Here is a 15,087-nt window from a genome sequence, read left to right on the forward strand (position 1 = left end):
ACGGGAAGGAGTCGCCTAAGGAGCCTCGAGCCGCAGGCTCCATGAACGCTGGCGCGTTCGGACCGCGCGGGCGGGCGTTATCCCGTGGCCTTCGACTACGCTCAGGCTGAACGGAGGGGGGAGCGCCCCACTCTTTCTCTCCGCGTCTCCGCGTCTCCGCGCGAACCCATCTTCTTCGCGTCCTCGCGGCTTCGCGTGGAAATCAGCAGCACCGCCCGCCATTCTTCCCGCCATAGCGCGCCTGTTGCCGCTCGCGGAAGAAGGTCACCTCGTCCATCGGCTCGCGGTCGGGATGCCTGGCCGCCATGTGCGCCACATAGGCGTCATAGCTGGGCATCCCGACCATGGCGTTGCCGATCTGGCGCAGGCGGTTGAGCCAGTTCATTCGGGCCAGCTCATTCGGCGGCGACCATTTCAGACGGCACCTCGGTCACGCTCGGCCGGTCGATCGCCCGCGCGATCAGGCAGGTGCGCACCGCATAGACCAGGATCGCCAGCACCACGCCCAGGAAGATCGCGCAGAGCCCCGCGTCGATCCGGTCGTTGAAGACGATCCTCCCCATCTCCGCCATGGTCTTGGCGGGGGGCAGGACCTTTCCTTCCGCTGCGGCGCTGGCGAACTTGTCGGCATGCGCCAGGAAGCCGACGCGCGGGTCGCTGGAGAAGATCTTCATCCACCCGGCGGTGAGCGTACAGGCGAGCAGCCAGATGGTCGGGATCACCGTGATCCAGGCATAGCGGTCCTTCTTCATGCGGAACAGCACCACGGTCGCCAGCATCAGCGCCACGGCGGCCAGCATCTGGTTGGAAATGCCGAACAGCGGCCACAACGTGTTCACCCCGCCCAGCGGATCGGTGACGCCCTGATAGAGGAAGAAGCCCCAGGCCGCGACGCAAAGCCCGGTCGCGATCAGGCCGGGCGCGACCTTCGACGATCCCCGGAAGCTGGGGACGACCAGGCCGATCAGGTCCTGCAGCATGAAGCGGCCCGCACGGGTGCCGGCGTCCACGGCGGTCAGGATGAACAGCGCCTCGAACAAAATGGCGAAGTGATACCAGAAGGCCTTCATCGCCTGTCCGCCGAACAGGTGGCTGAAGATTTCGGCCATCGCCACCGCCAGCGTCGGCGCACCGCCCGCGCGGGAAATGATCGTATGCTCGCCGACATCCCTGGCCAGCTGCGCCAGCGTGTCGGCGGAGATGGGGAAGCCCATCGCGGTGACCGCGGCGGCGGCGCTGGCGGGATCTGTGCCCAGCACGGCGGCGGGGGCGTTCATCGCGAAATAGACGCCCGGATCGAGGATCGAGGCGGCGACCAGCGCCATGATCGCGACCGCGCTTTCCATCAGCATCGCGCCGTAACCGATGAAGGGCGCGTCCTTCTCGCTGGCGATCAGCTTGGGCGTGGTGCCGCTGGCGATGAGGGCGTGGAAGCCCGACACCGCGCCGCACGCGATGGTGATGAACAGGAAGGGGAAGAGCGGTCCCGCCCAGACCGGGCCGCTGCCGTCGATGAATTTGGTCAGCGCGGGCATCTTCAGCGGTGGCGCCATCACGACGATGCCGATCGCCAGCGCTACGATCGCGCCGATCTTGAGGAAGGTCGACAGATAGTCACGCGGCGCGAGCAGCAGCCATACCGGCAGGACCGAGGCGACCGCGCCGTAGCCGATCAACAGGAAGCAGAGCTGGACCGGCGCGAAGGTGAACAGCGGCGCGAGGACGGCCGACTCGGCGATCGACTGGCCATAGACGATGGCGAGGATCAGGCCGATGAAGCCGATGATCGACACCTCGCCGATCTTCCCCGGCCGGACCCAGCGGGTATAGCCGCCCATCAGCATGGCCAGCGGCACGGTGGCTGCCACGGTGAACAGGCCCCAGGGGCTCTCGGCCAGCGCGCGCACGACGATCAGCGCCAGCACCGCCAGGATGATGACCATGATCATGAAGGCGCCGAACAGCGCGATGGTGCCAGCTACGGGACCCATCTCCATGCGGATCAGCTCGCCGAGCGACCGCCCGTCGCGCCGCATCGACAGGAACAGGACCAGAAAATCCTGCACCGCGCCCGCCAGCACGACGCCCGCCAAAATCCATAACGTGCCGGGCAGATAGCCCATCTGCGCCGCCAGTACCGGACCAACCAAGGGGCCGGCCCCCGCGATCGCGGCGAAGTGGTGGCCGAACAGCACGGTGCGGTCGGTCGCGACATAGTCCAGGCCATCGGCGCGGCGGATGGCGGGGGTGGGGCGGCTGGGGTCGATGCCGATCACCCGCGCGATGAACAGCGCATAATAGCGATAGGCGATCAGATAGACCGACACCGCCGCCGCGATGATCCAGAGCGCATTGATCGGCTCGCCGCGAACGCTCGCGACCACGCCCAGTGCGCCCGCGCCGACGATCGCCAATGCGATCCAGGGGAGGTGTTTCGTCATGCCCCGTCCGGTCCTCCTGTGTGACTTTCCCCCTTCTAGCCCGCCAAGAAGCGGATGCTACCCCGAAAGTCGGTGTCGGGCCGCGATGGGCGATGACGAAGTATTTTTCGGCGCGGCTCTTATATTCTGGGGTGTCGGCCCCGATATGGGATCCTGCTAAAGTCGCAAATCGACGGTTCTCTGCTTTGCGGCTCGTTCCTTCTTTCCCTGCACCGCGGCCCCGGAGCCGGCGCTCGCGTCGCTCCATCACAAGGAAGGAACATCCATGAGCATCACCGGAACCGTCAAATTCTTCAACGCCGACAAGGGCTATGGCTTCATCGCGCCCGAAAATGGCGGCGCCGACGCGTTCGTTCATATCAGTGCGGTCGAACGCGCCGGCATGATCACGCTGAACCAGGATCAGCGGGTCAGCTACGAACTGGAACAGGATCGCCGCGGCAAGATGGCGGCGGTCAATCTCCAGCCCGCCTGAATGTCGAAGCGGTAGCCGGCCCGGCTACCGCTTTTTTTGTGGTCGAAAGGGATAATCCATGTCGCGCGATGCCGTCTTTTTTCGCACCCAGGCCGAGATCGAACGCGGCAATGCCGCCGATGCGAGCCTTCAGAATGTCCGGGAGCGCTGCGAACGCGCAGCCGCGTCATGGGAGGCGATGGCGATCCGGGCCGAGCGCGCGGAACAGGGGCGTGCCGCCGCCGCCGCCCGTTCGGTACTATAGGCCGAAGCGGAAGCCGTAACCCAGCCCCAATGTCGCCTGCGTCCGTCGTCCCCGCTGTCGCACCAGCGGCGAGTCGCCGGCGGGCCCGCCCAAACGCTCCAGGCTGGTGAACAGGGTCAGCGCGCTGCGGCGACCCAGGGGCGGATGACGTTGCCCCCCAGTCCGTAGGACAGCACCCCGCCATCCGGGCGATAGCGCGCCAGGCCGGTACGCGCCGCCTGCGCCGTCGAAATACCGAAATAGGTCCGCATGAACGGCGCGCTGGCCAGCGTCGTGCGCGGACCCGCGCTGACGATCGCGCCACCGATCCGCGTGCGATAGGCCGCCGACAGGTCCGCGACCACACCGTCATGCCCGCCAAACCCCTGCCGTACCTCCGCCCGTATACGCCAGGCCTGGCGCGGGCCGAAGGATTTCTCGACGAAGCCGCCGACTTCACCCGCCGCCTTGATATTGCCCATGCCCTCCAGCGCGTCGCTGTCCCCTGCGATCAGGAAGGGCGAGCCGCCATCGCGCTCGTCACGGCCGAAGCGGACCTTCACCAGCGGCCCGATCCGCCAGCCGTCGCCGCGCACCGCATTCCACCCGATCCCGTCGGGCACCGAGGCGAAGAGCGCATCGCCATAATTCACCCGCAGATCGGGAAACAGCGACAGCACCATGTCGCGCGCCCCCTGCCAGGCCGGACCGAGCACGGGCGCGGCACCGATGGTGATGCTCCAGCCCGCCGGAGCGCCGGGTGCGGGTTTCGCGATACCGGGGGGCGGCGCGCTTTGCCGTACCTCCTGCGCCGCGACCGGACCGGCAAGCCACGCGACGAATCCCAAGGCCCAGACACGCATCCGTCATCTCCCTGTCATCCGGGATAGGGCCGGATCCGTACCATCGCAACCGAAGGCGTTGCGCAAACTTAACGCTTGCCCCGCCCGCCCCTCCGGGGTGAAAGGCTCGGCATGGCCAGTGCATCTTCTTCCCCGCTCGTCGTCGGCATCGGCGGCACGATCGGCAGCGTCTCGTCGACCGAGCGAGCGCTGCGGATCGCGATGACGGCGGCCGCGGATGAGGGGTTCCGTACCCATGTCTTCGGCGGCGAGGATCTGGCGCGCCTGCCGCTCTACGATCCGCGCGCGGCCGAACGGATCGAGGCGGAGCGAGCCTTCGTCGATACCGTGCGACAGGCCTCGGCGATCATCATTGCCAGTCCCGGCTATCATGGCAGCATCTCCGGCCTCGTGAAGAACGCGCTCGACCTGCTGGAAGAGACCGCGAAGGACGACCGCCCCTATTTCGCCGACCTGCCGGTCGGGTTGATCGCGACCGCTTATGGTTGGCAGGCGACGGGTTCGACCATCGCGGCGCTGCGCTCGATCGTCCATGCGCTGCGCGGCTGGCCCACACCCTTCGCGGCGGCGGTCAACACGCAGCAGACGCGATTCGATGCGGAAGGCCAGATCAGCGATCCGACGGTCGAGGGGCAGTTGCGCCTGGTCGGCCAGCAGGTCGCCCGCTTCGCGCCGCTGGCGGGGACCATCCGCGCGTCGAACTGAGGGCGTCGCGGGGATTATGCTTCACGCGATGCCGCGAAGATCTTGTTTCGCGCAGAGGCGCAGAGGCGCAGAGGACGCAGAGAGGTATCGCGCGCGGGAGCGCGCAGTCCTTTTTCTTCGATCGCTCAAGGAAGAAAGGCGGCAAGAGCCGCAGGTACGACACCTCCGCGTTCTCCGCGCCTCCGCGCGAACCATATTCTTCTTCGTCGCGGCATCGCGGCTTCGCGTGAGATCAATGGTTTCCATCCCCAGCCGAAGGCGAAGTCCGCAGGTCGAAGAAATCCGTCCCCCGGCGAAGGCCGGGGCCCAGTTCCTACAAGGCTGATGGCGCGCCAGAACGTCGCGTGGAAGGCAAGTGCCCCGCGCCTTCGATAGCGCTTAGAAACTGGGCCCCGGCCTTCGCCGGGGAACAGTTAGCGCAGTCGCTCCATCGCCAGCGCCGTGATCTCATCCGCGATCGCCGCCGGATCACGCAAGCCGCCATGCGCCACCGTCGATACCGTCACCCATTCCCCCAGCATCGCGCCGTCCGCCATCGCGGCGTAGTTGGCCCGTACTCGCGCCTGAAGCCCCAGATCGGCTTCATAGGCGTCATAGGTGTCGTCGGTGTAGCTGCGCTTGTGCTTCTTGGCGATCAATTCGCGCGCGATGTCGAGCGGCGTGTCGAGATAGACCGACAGATGGGGTGCCGGCAGGCGGAACTGCACCGTCTCCAGCCGCTCGATCCATTGCAGCAGCGCCTCGGCTTGCTCCGCCGGCACCTGCGCCGCCTGATAGGCCATGTTCGACGCGATATAGCGGTCGAAGACGATGACGTCATGGCGCTCCGCCAGCTCGATCAGGTGCGGGCGCGATTCGAATCGGTCGAGCGCGTAGAGCGTCGCCGCCGTCTCAGGCGCGGCAGCGTGGGGCAGGCGGCCCGCCAGATACTCCCCCAGCGCCCAGCCGCCGACCGTCTCTGCATAGCGCGGGAAGGACAGGGCCGCCGCCGACACGCCGGCGGCGTTCAGCCGCTCGGTCACCGCCGCCGTCGCGGTCGCTTTCCCCGCGCCGTCCGCGCCCTCGATCGCCAGCAGGAACGCCATCAGCCGCGAAAGCCTTCATGGTGGCGAATGACCTCATCGATGATGAAGCGCAGGAATTTCTCGGAAAATTCGGGGTCCAGCTGCGCATCGCTCGCCAGTTGGCGCAGCCGCCCGATCTGCGCCTCCTCGCGGTTCGGATCGGCGGGGGGCAGCTCGTTCTCCGCCTTGTAGCGTCCGACCGCCTGGGTGATCTTGAACCGCTCGGCCAGCATGAAGACCAGCGCGGCATCGATATTGTCGATCGACTGGCGATAGCCGGTCAGCACGGTGTCGGACATGAGTGGCCTAGCTCCCTATGGCATGTGCGGCGCACGATTTCACGTGCGCCCTTTTGCGCTTAGGCTTGCGTTCGGCAAGCGTTGTCGCCAGAGGCTCTTACCTGCCCATGACCGTAACCGCCACCCGCCTCGCCAAGCCCGCGCCCTCGCTGGACCCGATGATCCGGCTGGTGGCCGACGACATGAACGCCGTGAACCAGGTCATCATCGACCGGATGCGCTCGGAGATCCCGCTGATCCCGCAATTGGCCGGGCATCTGATCTCGGGCGGCGGCAAGCGGATGCGCCCGATGCTGACGCTCGCCAGCGCGCAACTGCTGGGCTATCAGGGCACCAGCCACCATGTCCTGGCGGCGGCGGTCGAGTTCATCCACACCGCCACGCTGCTCCACGACGATGTCGTCGACGGATCGGATCTGCGGCGCGGGCGGCGGACGGCCAACATCATTTGGGGCAATCCCGCCAGCGTGCTGGTCGGCGACTTCCTGTTCAGCCGCTCCTTCCAGCTGATGGTCGATGCCGGTAGCCTGAAGGTGCTGAACATCCTGTCGGGTGCCTCGGCGGTGATCGCCGAGGGCGAGGTCAACCAGCTGACCGCCGTGCGACAGGTGGGCCTCCCTGAGGAACGCTATCTGTCGATCATCGACGCCAAGACCGCAGCACTCTTCGCCGCCGCCTGTCGTATCGCGGCGGTCGTCGCCGAGCGGCCCGAGGCGGAGGAACTGGCGCTGGAGGCCTATGGGCGCAACCTGGGCATCGCATTCCAGTTGATCGACGATGCGATCGACTATGTGTCGGACGCCGGCACGATGGGTAAGGATGCGGGCGACGATTTCCGCGAGGGCAAGATGACCCTGCCGGTGATCCTGGCCTATGCGTGCGGCAATGAGGAAGAGCGGCAGTTCTGGAAGGACGCGGTCGAGGGACGACGTACCTCGGACGAGGACTTCGCTCACGCCATTGCGCTGGTCCGCAAGAGCCGGGCGGTCGATGATACGATGGCGCGCGCGCGGCATTATGGTGGGCTGGCGATCGAGGCGATCCGAGGCTTCGCCGATGGTCCGGCGAAGAGCGCGATGATCGAGGCGGTCGAGTTCGCGGTCGCGCGGGCGTATTAGGCTTTCCCGAGGCCCCAAATCCAGCACCACCCCGGCGAAGGCCGGGGTCCAGTTGTCGTAAATGATCGAAGGCGCGACGCGGTGCCTCCCCCGCTTCGCATAGCGCGCCACCGGCGTGGTGGAAGCTGGGCCCCGGCCTTCGCCGGGGCGGTACGCCCGGCAGGGCTATCATCCCAACCTCCGTTCAGGCTGAGCGAAGTCGAAGCCTACGCCCCAACATTCGCCAATCGGACAGGCTTTCCCGTGGCCTTCGACTACGCTCAGGCTGAACGGAGGTGGGGAGCTGAACGGACGTCGGGGCTAAGCGGAGGTGTGGCAGGGGTTCTTCACCCCGCCCGCCAAACCCCGTATCGCAGCGCCATGACCCTGCCCGTCACCGCCGTCCTGCCCGACCTGCTGACCGCGCTCGCCGACACCCCCAACGCCGTCCTCGTCGCGCCGCCGGGTGCGGGCAAGACCACCGCCGTCGCGCCAGCGCTGCTCGACCAGCCCTGGTGCACCGGCGAAGTCCTGCTCCTCTCCCCCCGCCGCCTCGCCGCGCGTGCCGCCGCCGAGCGCATGGCCGCGCTCGCCGAGGAGCCGGTCGGCCGCACCTTCGGCTATGCCACCCGCATGGATACGAAGGTCAGCGCGGCGACCCGCGTGACCGTCGTCACCGAAGGTATCTTCGTCGCGCGCATTCAGGCCGATCCCGAACTGGCGGGCGTGTCGGTGGTGCTGTTCGACGAAGTGCATGAGCGGAGCCTCGACGGCGATTTCGGCCTGGCGCTGGCGCTCGACGCGCAGGCGGGCCTGCGGCCCGACCTGCGGCTGGTCGCCATGTCGGCGACGCTCGACGGCCGCCGCTTCTCCAGCTTGATGGGCGACGCGCCCGTGATCGAGAGCGAGGGGCGCAGCTATCCGCTGACCCTGCGCCATCTCGGCCGGGCGGCGGAGGCGCGAATCGAGGACTTGGTCGCCGCCGCCATCCGCCGCGCGCTTCAGGACGAGGCGGAGGGCGACATCCTGGCCTTCCTGCCCGGCACCGCCGAGATCGCGCGCACCGCCGAACGGCTGGCGAACCTGCCCGACAGCATCGCAGTCCACGAACTCCACGGCTCGCTCGACCCGGCGGCCCAGCGCGCGGCGATCCGGCGAGACCCCGAGGGACGGCGGCGGATCGTGCTCGCCACCTCGATCGCGGAGACCAGCCTGACGCTCGATGGGGTGCGGATCGTGGTCGATTCGGGGCTCGCCCGCCGTCCGCGCTACGACCGCGCGGCGGGGATGACCCGACTCGTCACCGAACGCGCCAGCCAGGCCGCCGTCATCCAGCGTGCAGGCCGCGCCGCGCGCCAGTCGCCAGGCGTCGCCTATCGCCTGTGGGAGGAAGCCGCGACGGCGGGCTTGCCGCGTTTCGATCCGCCCGAAATCCTGGAGGCGGACCTGTCGGCGCTGTTGCTCGGCACCGCGCTGTGGGGCGTCGGTGATCCGCGCGCGCTCCCCTGGCTCGATCCACCCCCCGAGGCCGCCGTCGCCGAAGCCCGCGCGCGCCTTACCGTGCTGGAGGCGCTGGACGACAGCAGCCGCCCGACCGCGCATGGCAAGGCGATCGCCAAACTGCCCATGCCCCCGCGTCTTGCGCATATGCTGATCCGCAGCGGCGAGCGGGGCCTCGCCGCCACCGCCGCCGAGGTCGCGGTGCTGCTCGGCGAGCGGGGCATCGGCGGGCAGGATGTCGATGTCGAACAGCGCCTGCGCCGCTGGCGGAGCGAGCGCGGTCCCAAGGCCGAAGCAGCGCGGCAGATGGCCAAGCGCTGGACGAGCCTCGCCCCCAAGTCGGTCGAGCAGGAAGCATGGGATCATGCGGCGGGGGTCTGCCTCGCGCTCGCCTATCCCGACCGGGTGGCGCGGCGGCGCGACGGGACGGGCGAGAATTGGGCCAGCGTCGGCGGGCGCGGCTTCCGGCTCGATCCGGCCTCGGCGCTGGCGGGTGCGGAATGGCTGGCGGTCGGCGAGACGCAAGGGGCGGCGTCGGGCGCGCGCATCCTGTCCGCCACGCCGCTTGACCTCGCCACCGTCGAGGCGCTGTTCGCCGATCGGATCGAGACGCGCCGCACCGTGACCTTCAACCCCGCGACCGGCGGCATCGAGGCCTTGCGCGAACGACGATTGGGCGGGCTCCGCCTGTCGAGCGGTCCTGATTCGGGCGCATCGGCCGAGGCCATCGCGGAGGCGCTGGTCGAGGGGGTGCGGACGCACGGCCTGTCGCTGCTGCCGTGGAGCGAGGCGGCGGGGGCCTATCGTGCGCGCGCCGCCTATGCCGGGGTGGCGCTCGACGACGAGACGTTGATCGAGCTGCTCGACGACTGGCTGCCTACGCTGGTGGCGGGCAAGCGGCGGCTGGATGCCATCGCGACCGGTACGCTGACCGAGGCGATCCGCAATCTGGTCGATTGGAACGACCAGCGCCGGATCGATTCGATGGCGCCGTCGCACTTCACCAGCCCGGCGGGCAGCACCCATGCGATTGATTATGCGGCCGAAGGCGGCCCGCGCGTCGAGTTACGCGTGCAGGCGCTCTTCGGGCTGGCGGAGCATCCGGTGATCGGGACGGAGCGCGTGCCGCTGGTTCTCAGCCTGACCTCGCCCGCTGGGCGTCCGATCCAGACGACGCGCGATTTGCCCGATTTCTGGGCGGGCAGCTGGAGCGCGGTGGCCAAGGAAATGCGGGGCCGCTACCCCCGCCATCCCTGGCCCGACGACCCGGCGGCGGCCTCCGCGACACTGCGCACGAAAAAGGCGGATGCAAGAGCCGCCGGTTCGCGATAAGGGACAGACATTATGGCCACTGCTCGCATCTTCCAGCGCCCCAAGAACGCGATGCAATCCGGCAAGTACCGGACCGATCGCTGGCAACTCGAATTCGAACCGACCGAGGCGAAAAAGCCCGATCCCCTGACCGGCTGGGCCGGCAGCGGCGACACGCGGGAGCAGCTGCGCCTGACCTTCGCGACGCTGGAAGAGGCGATCGCCTATTGCCAGCGCGAGGGCCTCGACCATCATGTCGTGCCGACGCCGCAAAAGACGCTGAAGCTGCAAAGCTACGCTGACAATTTCCGCTGATGTTCGAGCGCTCCGGTTGAAACCGGGGCGCTTTTTCTTTCGCACGCGCAGCGCTTGAGAAGGTGGGTTCGCGCGGAGGCGCGGAGACGCGGAGGTGTCGCGCCCGGCGGCATCGGGATCGCATCATAACCGGCCTGTTGGAGGGGAATGTCGCTTCCGCGAGCAAGCCCTCTCTGCGCCCTCCGCGCCTCTGCGCGAACCAACCTTCTTGACGTCATTCTGTAGGTTCCCGCGTGTCGCGATCTGTTCTCGCGAAGCCGCGATGACGCGAAGATTTTCAGAATGGGTTCACGCGGAGGCGCAGAGAGCGCGGAGGTGGCGTATCTGGTGGCATCGGACGCGCATTACAAACGGCTGGTTGAAGAGATATTTCGCTGCCGCGAATACGACATCTCTGCGCCTCCGCGTCTCCGCGCGATAAATCGTCTTCGCGGCTTCGCGTGAAGTTAAAAGCCCAAGATGCCGCCGCTCAGCAACAGCAGCAGCTTGGCATCCATCACGACGCCCGCCGCCCGTCGTTCGGCGATGAAGGCCGGAACCTCGGACAACTTCACCCGGTGCACGACGATCTGCTCGTCCGAATCGCCACCACCTTCGCCGACCTTCACCAGGCCGCTCGCACGGACCAGTGTGAACCGCTCCGACGTCATGCCGGGCGAGGAGCAGAACTCCCCCAGCGCCTCGATCCTGGACGGGCGATAGCCGGTTTCCTCCTCCAACTCGCGCGCCGCGCCGTCGAGCACCGCTTCTCCCTCGGTCTCGTCCCCGATTAGGCCGGCGGGCATTTCTAGGCAGGGGGCGCCTACGGGGATGCGGAATTGCTCGACCAGCAGGATATGGTCGTCCTCCACTGCCAGGATCACGGCGGCGCGGATGTTGCGCGGTCGGTCGGCATATTCCCAATGGCCGCGCTTGCGCAGCGCGAGGAACCGCCCCTCGGCCAGGGTTTCGAGGGGGGCGTCCATACGGGGATCGGTCATAGCGAGATGGGTCTGTCCGGCAGTTCGTTGGTGTCGGCCGCCGTCTTGGGGAAATGTTGGTTGAGCACAAGCCCGATGCGCTCGACCGCCGCGCTCATCCCCTCGCCGACATTCCCCTTCGCAACATGCGGCAGCATCACCGCCATCGCCCGGCCCCAAGTCTCCGGCCCGACCTTGCCGGTCAGCCCGGAGTCGGCGACGATCTCGGCCATATGCTCGTCCTCGGAGAGGTAGAGCAGCACGCCGTAGCGGCTGTCGGTCCGCCGCTCGGCCGAGACGCGGAACAGAAGGACCGCGCGCGCCCGGACGCGGGCGTGACGGATGCTCTTGGGCACCAGCGCGATGCGCCGCGTCACGGGGCCGAGCAACACGAAGACCAGGCCGAAGACCAGAATCTGCGCGATCATCACCGCGCCCAGGATCAGGTCCTCGCCCGGCGCGCTCCACGCGTCATGGACCAGCGCCAGCAGCTTCAGCCCCAGATCGGGGAATAGCGCCGCGAACAACGGCACCAGCAGCATGGCGGGCGCGGCGAACCATAAGGCGATGTCGCGATACTCGTCCGAACGGGGCGCAACGATGGTGACGATCTCGGCATCGGTCGTCGCTTCGGCGCGCGCGACGGCAGCGGTGACAAGGTCGCTATCGGCTTCGCTCAACATCTCACCAATCCCCCGATGCGCCGCCGCCGCCGAAATCACCCCCGCCGCCGCCGGTAAAGCCGCCGCCGAACCACGATCCGTCGCTGCCCCCGCCGGACGATCCGCCCGAATTCCAGCCGCCTCCCGATCCGCCGCCGCTGCCCCAGCCGGGGCCCCAAAGGATGATCGGCCAGGCCCCGCCGCCGCGACGGCCGCCCCCGCCACCGCCGCCACGGTCATCATCGTCATCGTCGTGGAAACGCTGGCCCTGTTTGCGGCGTAGGATCGTCAGTACGACGAACCCGCCGATGAAGATGACCAGCACGATCAGGATGGGAAAGCCGTCGCCGTCGCCGTCGCCGCCACCGCGCCGATGCTGGCGGTCGAACTGCTTGGCGGCCTCGGCCACCTTGGCCTGGGCTTCCTCGGGCGAGGCGCGGAGCTGTGCGATCACCGCATCCGCGCCCGCATTCAGTGCGCCCGATATGTCGCTCGATTCGCGCAGGCGGGGCAGCATCAGCGTGCGGATCATCTGCGACGACCAGGCGTCGGTCAGAATCGGCTCCAATCCGCGCCCGACCTCCAGCCGGGGGCCGCGCTGACCCTTGCCCTCATTGGGCGCGACGAACAGGATCGCGCCGTTATCGGCATCCTTCAGGCCGACACCCCAGGCGCGGCCCAGCCGATACCCATAATCCTCGATCGGATAGCCCTGCAGGTCCGGGATGGTCGCGACGACCAGCTGGCGGCCGGTATCCTTTTGCAGCGCTTCCAGCTTCGCCTCCAACTGCGCCTTGGTCGCGGGGTCGATCTTGTTCGCCGCATCGACGACCAGACCGTCGAACTTGGGAAAACTCTGCGCCATCGCGGGGACGGCGCAGAGGATCAGCCAGAGCCCGAGGACCGGGCGAAGCAGCCGGGTGAACCGGGTCATGGGAAATCGATCAGCTATCGAAATTCACCTTGGGCGCGTTCTCGGCCCCCGGCGTAGTCGCCTGATAGGGCGTCTTGGGCTTGGCGCCGTAGAAGACCTTGGCACCGATCGCGTCGGGGAAGGTGCGGATGCGCGTGTTATACGCCTGCACCGCCTTGTTGTAGTCGCCGATAGCGATGTTGATGCGGTTCTCGGTGCCCTCGAGCTGGCTCATCAGCGTCTGGAAATTATCCTGGCTCTTCAGGTTCGGATAGGCCTCGACATTGGCGAGCAGGCGGCCGAGCGAGCCGCTCAACTGCCCTTGCGCCTGTGCGAACTGCTGCATCTTGGCGGGGTCAGACAGGTCCTTGGCGTTGACCTGGACCGAGGTCGCCCGCGCGCGCGCGTTGACCACGTCGGTCAGGATGGATTTTTCCGAGGCGGCGGCGCCCTTCACCGTGGCTTCCAGATTGGGGATCAGGTTGGCGCGGCGCTGATAGGCGGCCTGGACGTCGGCCCATTTCGCGTTCACATTTTCCTCCGCGGTGGGCACGCTGTTCATGCCGCAGCCGGACAGGGCGACGGCCATCACGACCGGGGTCAGGGCAAGAACGGGACGACGCATTCGAATATTCCTCTGTCAACTGTCTGGTCTATATAAGACGCGCGCGTCCCTTGGCGAAGGGGAAAAGCGACGATACCCTTGGGCGACCACGCAAACAGAAGGAGTGGGCGATGCTCAAGGAATTCCGCGCTTTCATCGCGCGGGGCAATGTCCTGGACCTGGCGGTGGCGGTGATCATCGGCGCGGCGTTCAGCAAGATCGTGACGTCGTTGACCGACGACGTACTGATGCCGGTGATTGGCAAGATTTTCGGCGGGCTGGATTTCTCCAGCTATTTCCTGCGTATGGGGCCGATTCCGGCCAATTATACGGGCTCGCTGACCGATTATGCAGCACTGAAGAAGGCGGGCGTGCCGCTGCTGGGCTATGGCGCGTTCGTGACGCAGGCGGTCAATTTCGTGATCGTCGCCTTCATCATCTTCCTGCTGGTGCGCACGGTGAACCGCGCGACCGCCTTGTTCGAGCATGAAAAGGCCAAGGCGGCCGAGACGCCCAAGGCCGAGCCGACCGACATCGCGCTGCTGCGCGAAATCCGTGACGAGCTGCGCGCGGGGCGGTCTTGAAAATCCTGTCTCTGGCAAAGGTCTGAAATTTCTCCCCGGCAGGGGAGGGATAGACGGATTTACGCCGCCGCCAGCTTCTTGGCGGTGGCGTCGGCCAGGCTGGTGCCGTCGAGGATCCGCGCCGTCTCGTCCCGCACGCGCATCATCGCATGGCGGATGGCGCAGTCCGCCTCGCTCTTGCAATCATTGCAGGGGCGATAGGCGGTGCGGCTGACGCACGGCACCAGCGCCAGCGGTCCTTCGATCGTGCGGATGATGTCGCCCAGCGAGATCAGATGCGCCGCGCGGGCGAGGCGATAGCCGCCCATCTTGCCCCGCTGGCTGTCGAGCAGTTGCGCGCCCTTCAGATCGGCGAGGATCAGCTCCAAGAACTTGCGCGGCACATTGGCCTCCGCCGCGATGCGCGTCATCGAGGTCGGCGGACCGGCCGGCGGCATTTCCGCGAGGAACAGCATCGCGCGCAACGCATAACGGGACCGCTGGGTCAACATGCGCGACCCCATGGACCCAAAATGGGGCGAGCGAAAGGCATTTGCGTAATGCCACGCGGCTTCCTATATCCGTTCGTGCCGGGTTTCACCCGGCTATGACGATAAACTGCGGCGTGTAATAGACGCAGCGGACCCGGGGGCAGTACCCGGCGGCTCCACCATAAAAGGTGGTGTACTTGGACACCGTTTCTGACGGGGCCGAACCAGGATCGACGTGTGTTGAAAAGCGCTGTTTTCGTTCGGAATGGGACCACCGCAACGGCCCATTACACACAAGTGCCAACGATAACGAAGCACTCGCGATTGCGGCGTAATTGAGGGCCTCACGGCCTGACATTACACCAAAATAGCGCGGTCGGACCCCACCGGGCAACAGAAGGGGAATCCAGCGGTACGGGGAGCACCGGGCAACAGAAGCTCCCCACTTTCCCGGATTTGATGTGATGGTGGGTGCTGGGCACCTTGCCAGCTATCCCAACGTCCGCTCGCACTGAGCGAAGTCGAAGGGCACGGATTGCGCTTGCGGCCACGGATGGAGCGTGGCCTTCGACTTCGCTCAGGCTGAACGAAGGGTGGGGAGG

The 15,087-nt window shown here is 67.3% G+C and carries 16 protein-coding genes, 1 other RNA gene and 1 pseudogene; 8 read left to right on the forward strand and 10 right to left on the reverse strand.

All coding sequences use genetic code 11. The annotated features are described in order from the left end of the window. Positions 1-202: 202 nt before the first annotated feature. Together ACQKJZ_RS07890 and ACQKJZ_RS07895 are read right to left on the reverse strand one after the other, a co-directional pair. Complete coding sequence (locus ACQKJZ_RS07890; RefSeq protein WP_427730641.1) at positions 203-385, reverse strand: YbdD/YjiX family protein; 183 nt, start codon at positions 383-385, stop codon at positions 203-205. A 10-nt stretch (positions 386-395) separates the two neighbouring features. Beyond that, on the reverse strand, positions 396-2,441 hold the full coding sequence (locus tag ACQKJZ_RS07895) for a carbon starvation CstA family protein (protein ID WP_427730642.1): 2,046 nt from the start codon (positions 2,439-2,441) through the stop codon (positions 396-398). A gap of 265 nt (positions 2,442-2,706) precedes the next feature. Between ACQKJZ_RS07895 and ACQKJZ_RS07900 the strand changes: the two genes are divergently transcribed. Then, positions 2,707-2,916, forward strand: coding sequence for a cold-shock protein (locus ACQKJZ_RS07900; RefSeq protein ID WP_042491318.1), 210 nt, complete (start codon positions 2,707-2,709; stop codon positions 2,914-2,916). 58 nt (positions 2,917-2,974) lie between these two features. After that, positions 2,975-3,160, forward strand: a complete 186-nt coding sequence (locus tag ACQKJZ_RS07905) for a hypothetical protein (RefSeq protein ID WP_312489291.1) — start codon at positions 2,975-2,977, stop codon at positions 3,158-3,160. On the opposite strand, the pseudogene ACQKJZ_RS07910 reads toward ACQKJZ_RS07905, so the two are convergent. Further along, positions 3,155-4,002: pseudogene (locus ACQKJZ_RS07910) on the reverse strand (MipA/OmpV family protein). The gene ACQKJZ_RS07905 and the pseudogene ACQKJZ_RS07910 sit on opposite strands and share 6 nt — an antisense overlap. Before the next feature lie 111 nt (positions 4,003-4,113). Here ACQKJZ_RS07910 and ACQKJZ_RS07915 point away from each other — a divergent pair. Beyond that, on the forward strand, positions 4,114-4,707 hold the full coding sequence (locus tag ACQKJZ_RS07915; protein ID WP_427730643.1) for an NADPH-dependent FMN reductase: 594 nt from the start codon (positions 4,114-4,116) through the stop codon (positions 4,705-4,707). Between the two features lie 413 nt (positions 4,708-5,120). Here the strand turns inward: ACQKJZ_RS07915 and ACQKJZ_RS07920 are convergent, their stop codons facing one another. Next, the gene (locus ACQKJZ_RS07920; RefSeq protein WP_427730644.1) at positions 5,121-5,792 is read right to left on the reverse strand and encodes a thymidylate kinase; all 672 of its coding nucleotides are present in this window, start codon (positions 5,790-5,792) and stop codon (positions 5,121-5,123) included. Continuing rightward, complete coding sequence (locus ACQKJZ_RS07925) at positions 5,792-6,070, reverse strand: chorismate mutase (protein WP_427730645.1); 279 nt, start codon at positions 6,068-6,070, stop codon at positions 5,792-5,794. Before ACQKJZ_RS07925 ends, ACQKJZ_RS07920 begins: the two co-directional genes overlap by 1 nt. A gap of 107 nt (positions 6,071-6,177) precedes the next feature. On the opposite strand from ACQKJZ_RS07925, the gene ACQKJZ_RS07930 reads away from it, so the two are divergent. The 3 genes from ACQKJZ_RS07930 (at position 6,178) to ACQKJZ_RS07940 (ending at position 10,293) form a co-directional block, all read left to right on the forward strand. After that, on the forward strand, positions 6,178-7,188 hold the full coding sequence (locus tag ACQKJZ_RS07930) for a polyprenyl synthetase family protein (protein WP_427730646.1): 1,011 nt from the start codon (positions 6,178-6,180) through the stop codon (positions 7,186-7,188). A 360-nt stretch (positions 7,189-7,548) separates the two neighbouring features. Continuing rightward, on the forward strand, positions 7,549-9,999 hold the full coding sequence (gene hrpB, locus ACQKJZ_RS07935) for an ATP-dependent helicase HrpB (RefSeq protein WP_427730647.1): 2,451 nt from the start codon (positions 7,549-7,551) through the stop codon (positions 9,997-9,999). Between the two features lie 12 nt (positions 10,000-10,011). Then, the gene (locus ACQKJZ_RS07940; protein ID WP_427730648.1) at positions 10,012-10,293 is read left to right on the forward strand and encodes an ETC complex I subunit; all 282 of its coding nucleotides are present in this window, start codon (positions 10,012-10,014) and stop codon (positions 10,291-10,293) included. Positions 10,294-10,739: 446 nt separating this feature from the next. Here the strand turns inward: ACQKJZ_RS07940 and ACQKJZ_RS07945 are convergent, their stop codons facing one another. The 4 genes from ACQKJZ_RS07945 to ACQKJZ_RS07960 are packed head-to-tail and all read right to left on the reverse strand — an operon-like array spanning position 10,740 to position 13,452. Beyond that, complete coding sequence (locus ACQKJZ_RS07945) at positions 10,740-11,273, reverse strand: NUDIX hydrolase (protein ID WP_427730649.1); 534 nt, start codon at positions 11,271-11,273, stop codon at positions 10,740-10,742. Further along, positions 11,270-11,935, reverse strand: a complete 666-nt coding sequence (locus ACQKJZ_RS07950) for a TPM domain-containing protein (protein WP_427730650.1) — start codon at positions 11,933-11,935, stop codon at positions 11,270-11,272. Before ACQKJZ_RS07950 ends, ACQKJZ_RS07945 begins: the two co-directional genes overlap by 4 nt. Position 11,936: 1 nt before the next feature. Continuing rightward, positions 11,937-12,848 (reverse strand): TPM domain-containing protein, encoded by a 912-nt coding sequence (locus ACQKJZ_RS07955; RefSeq protein WP_427730651.1) that lies wholly within the window; start codon positions 12,846-12,848, stop codon positions 11,937-11,939. A gap of 10 nt (positions 12,849-12,858) precedes the next feature. After that, on the reverse strand, positions 12,859-13,452 hold the full coding sequence (locus ACQKJZ_RS07960) for a LemA family protein (RefSeq protein WP_427730652.1): 594 nt from the start codon (positions 13,450-13,452) through the stop codon (positions 12,859-12,861). 110 nt (positions 13,453-13,562) lie between these two features. On the opposite strand from ACQKJZ_RS07960, the gene mscL reads away from it, so the two are divergent. Next, on the forward strand, positions 13,563-14,015 hold the full coding sequence (mscL, locus tag ACQKJZ_RS07965; protein WP_312489280.1) for a large conductance mechanosensitive channel protein MscL: 453 nt from the start codon (positions 13,563-13,565) through the stop codon (positions 14,013-14,015). Positions 14,016-14,074: 59 nt separating this feature from the next. On the opposite strand, the gene ACQKJZ_RS07970 is transcribed toward mscL, so the two are convergent. Continuing rightward, positions 14,075-14,506, reverse strand: a complete 432-nt coding sequence (locus tag ACQKJZ_RS07970) for an RrF2 family transcriptional regulator (protein ID WP_219018970.1) — start codon at positions 14,504-14,506, stop codon at positions 14,075-14,077. 37 nt (positions 14,507-14,543) lie between these two features. Between ACQKJZ_RS07970 and ssrA the strand changes: the two genes are divergently transcribed. Beyond that, positions 14,544-14,894: a transfer-messenger RNA gene (gene ssrA, locus ACQKJZ_RS07975) on the forward strand. Positions 14,895-15,087: the final 193 nt, after the last annotated feature.

It is taken from the genome of Sphingomonas sp. NPDC019816 (genome assembly GCF_050274375.1).
Taxonomy (GTDB): domain Bacteria; phylum Pseudomonadota; class Alphaproteobacteria; order Sphingomonadales; family Sphingomonadaceae; genus Sphingomonas.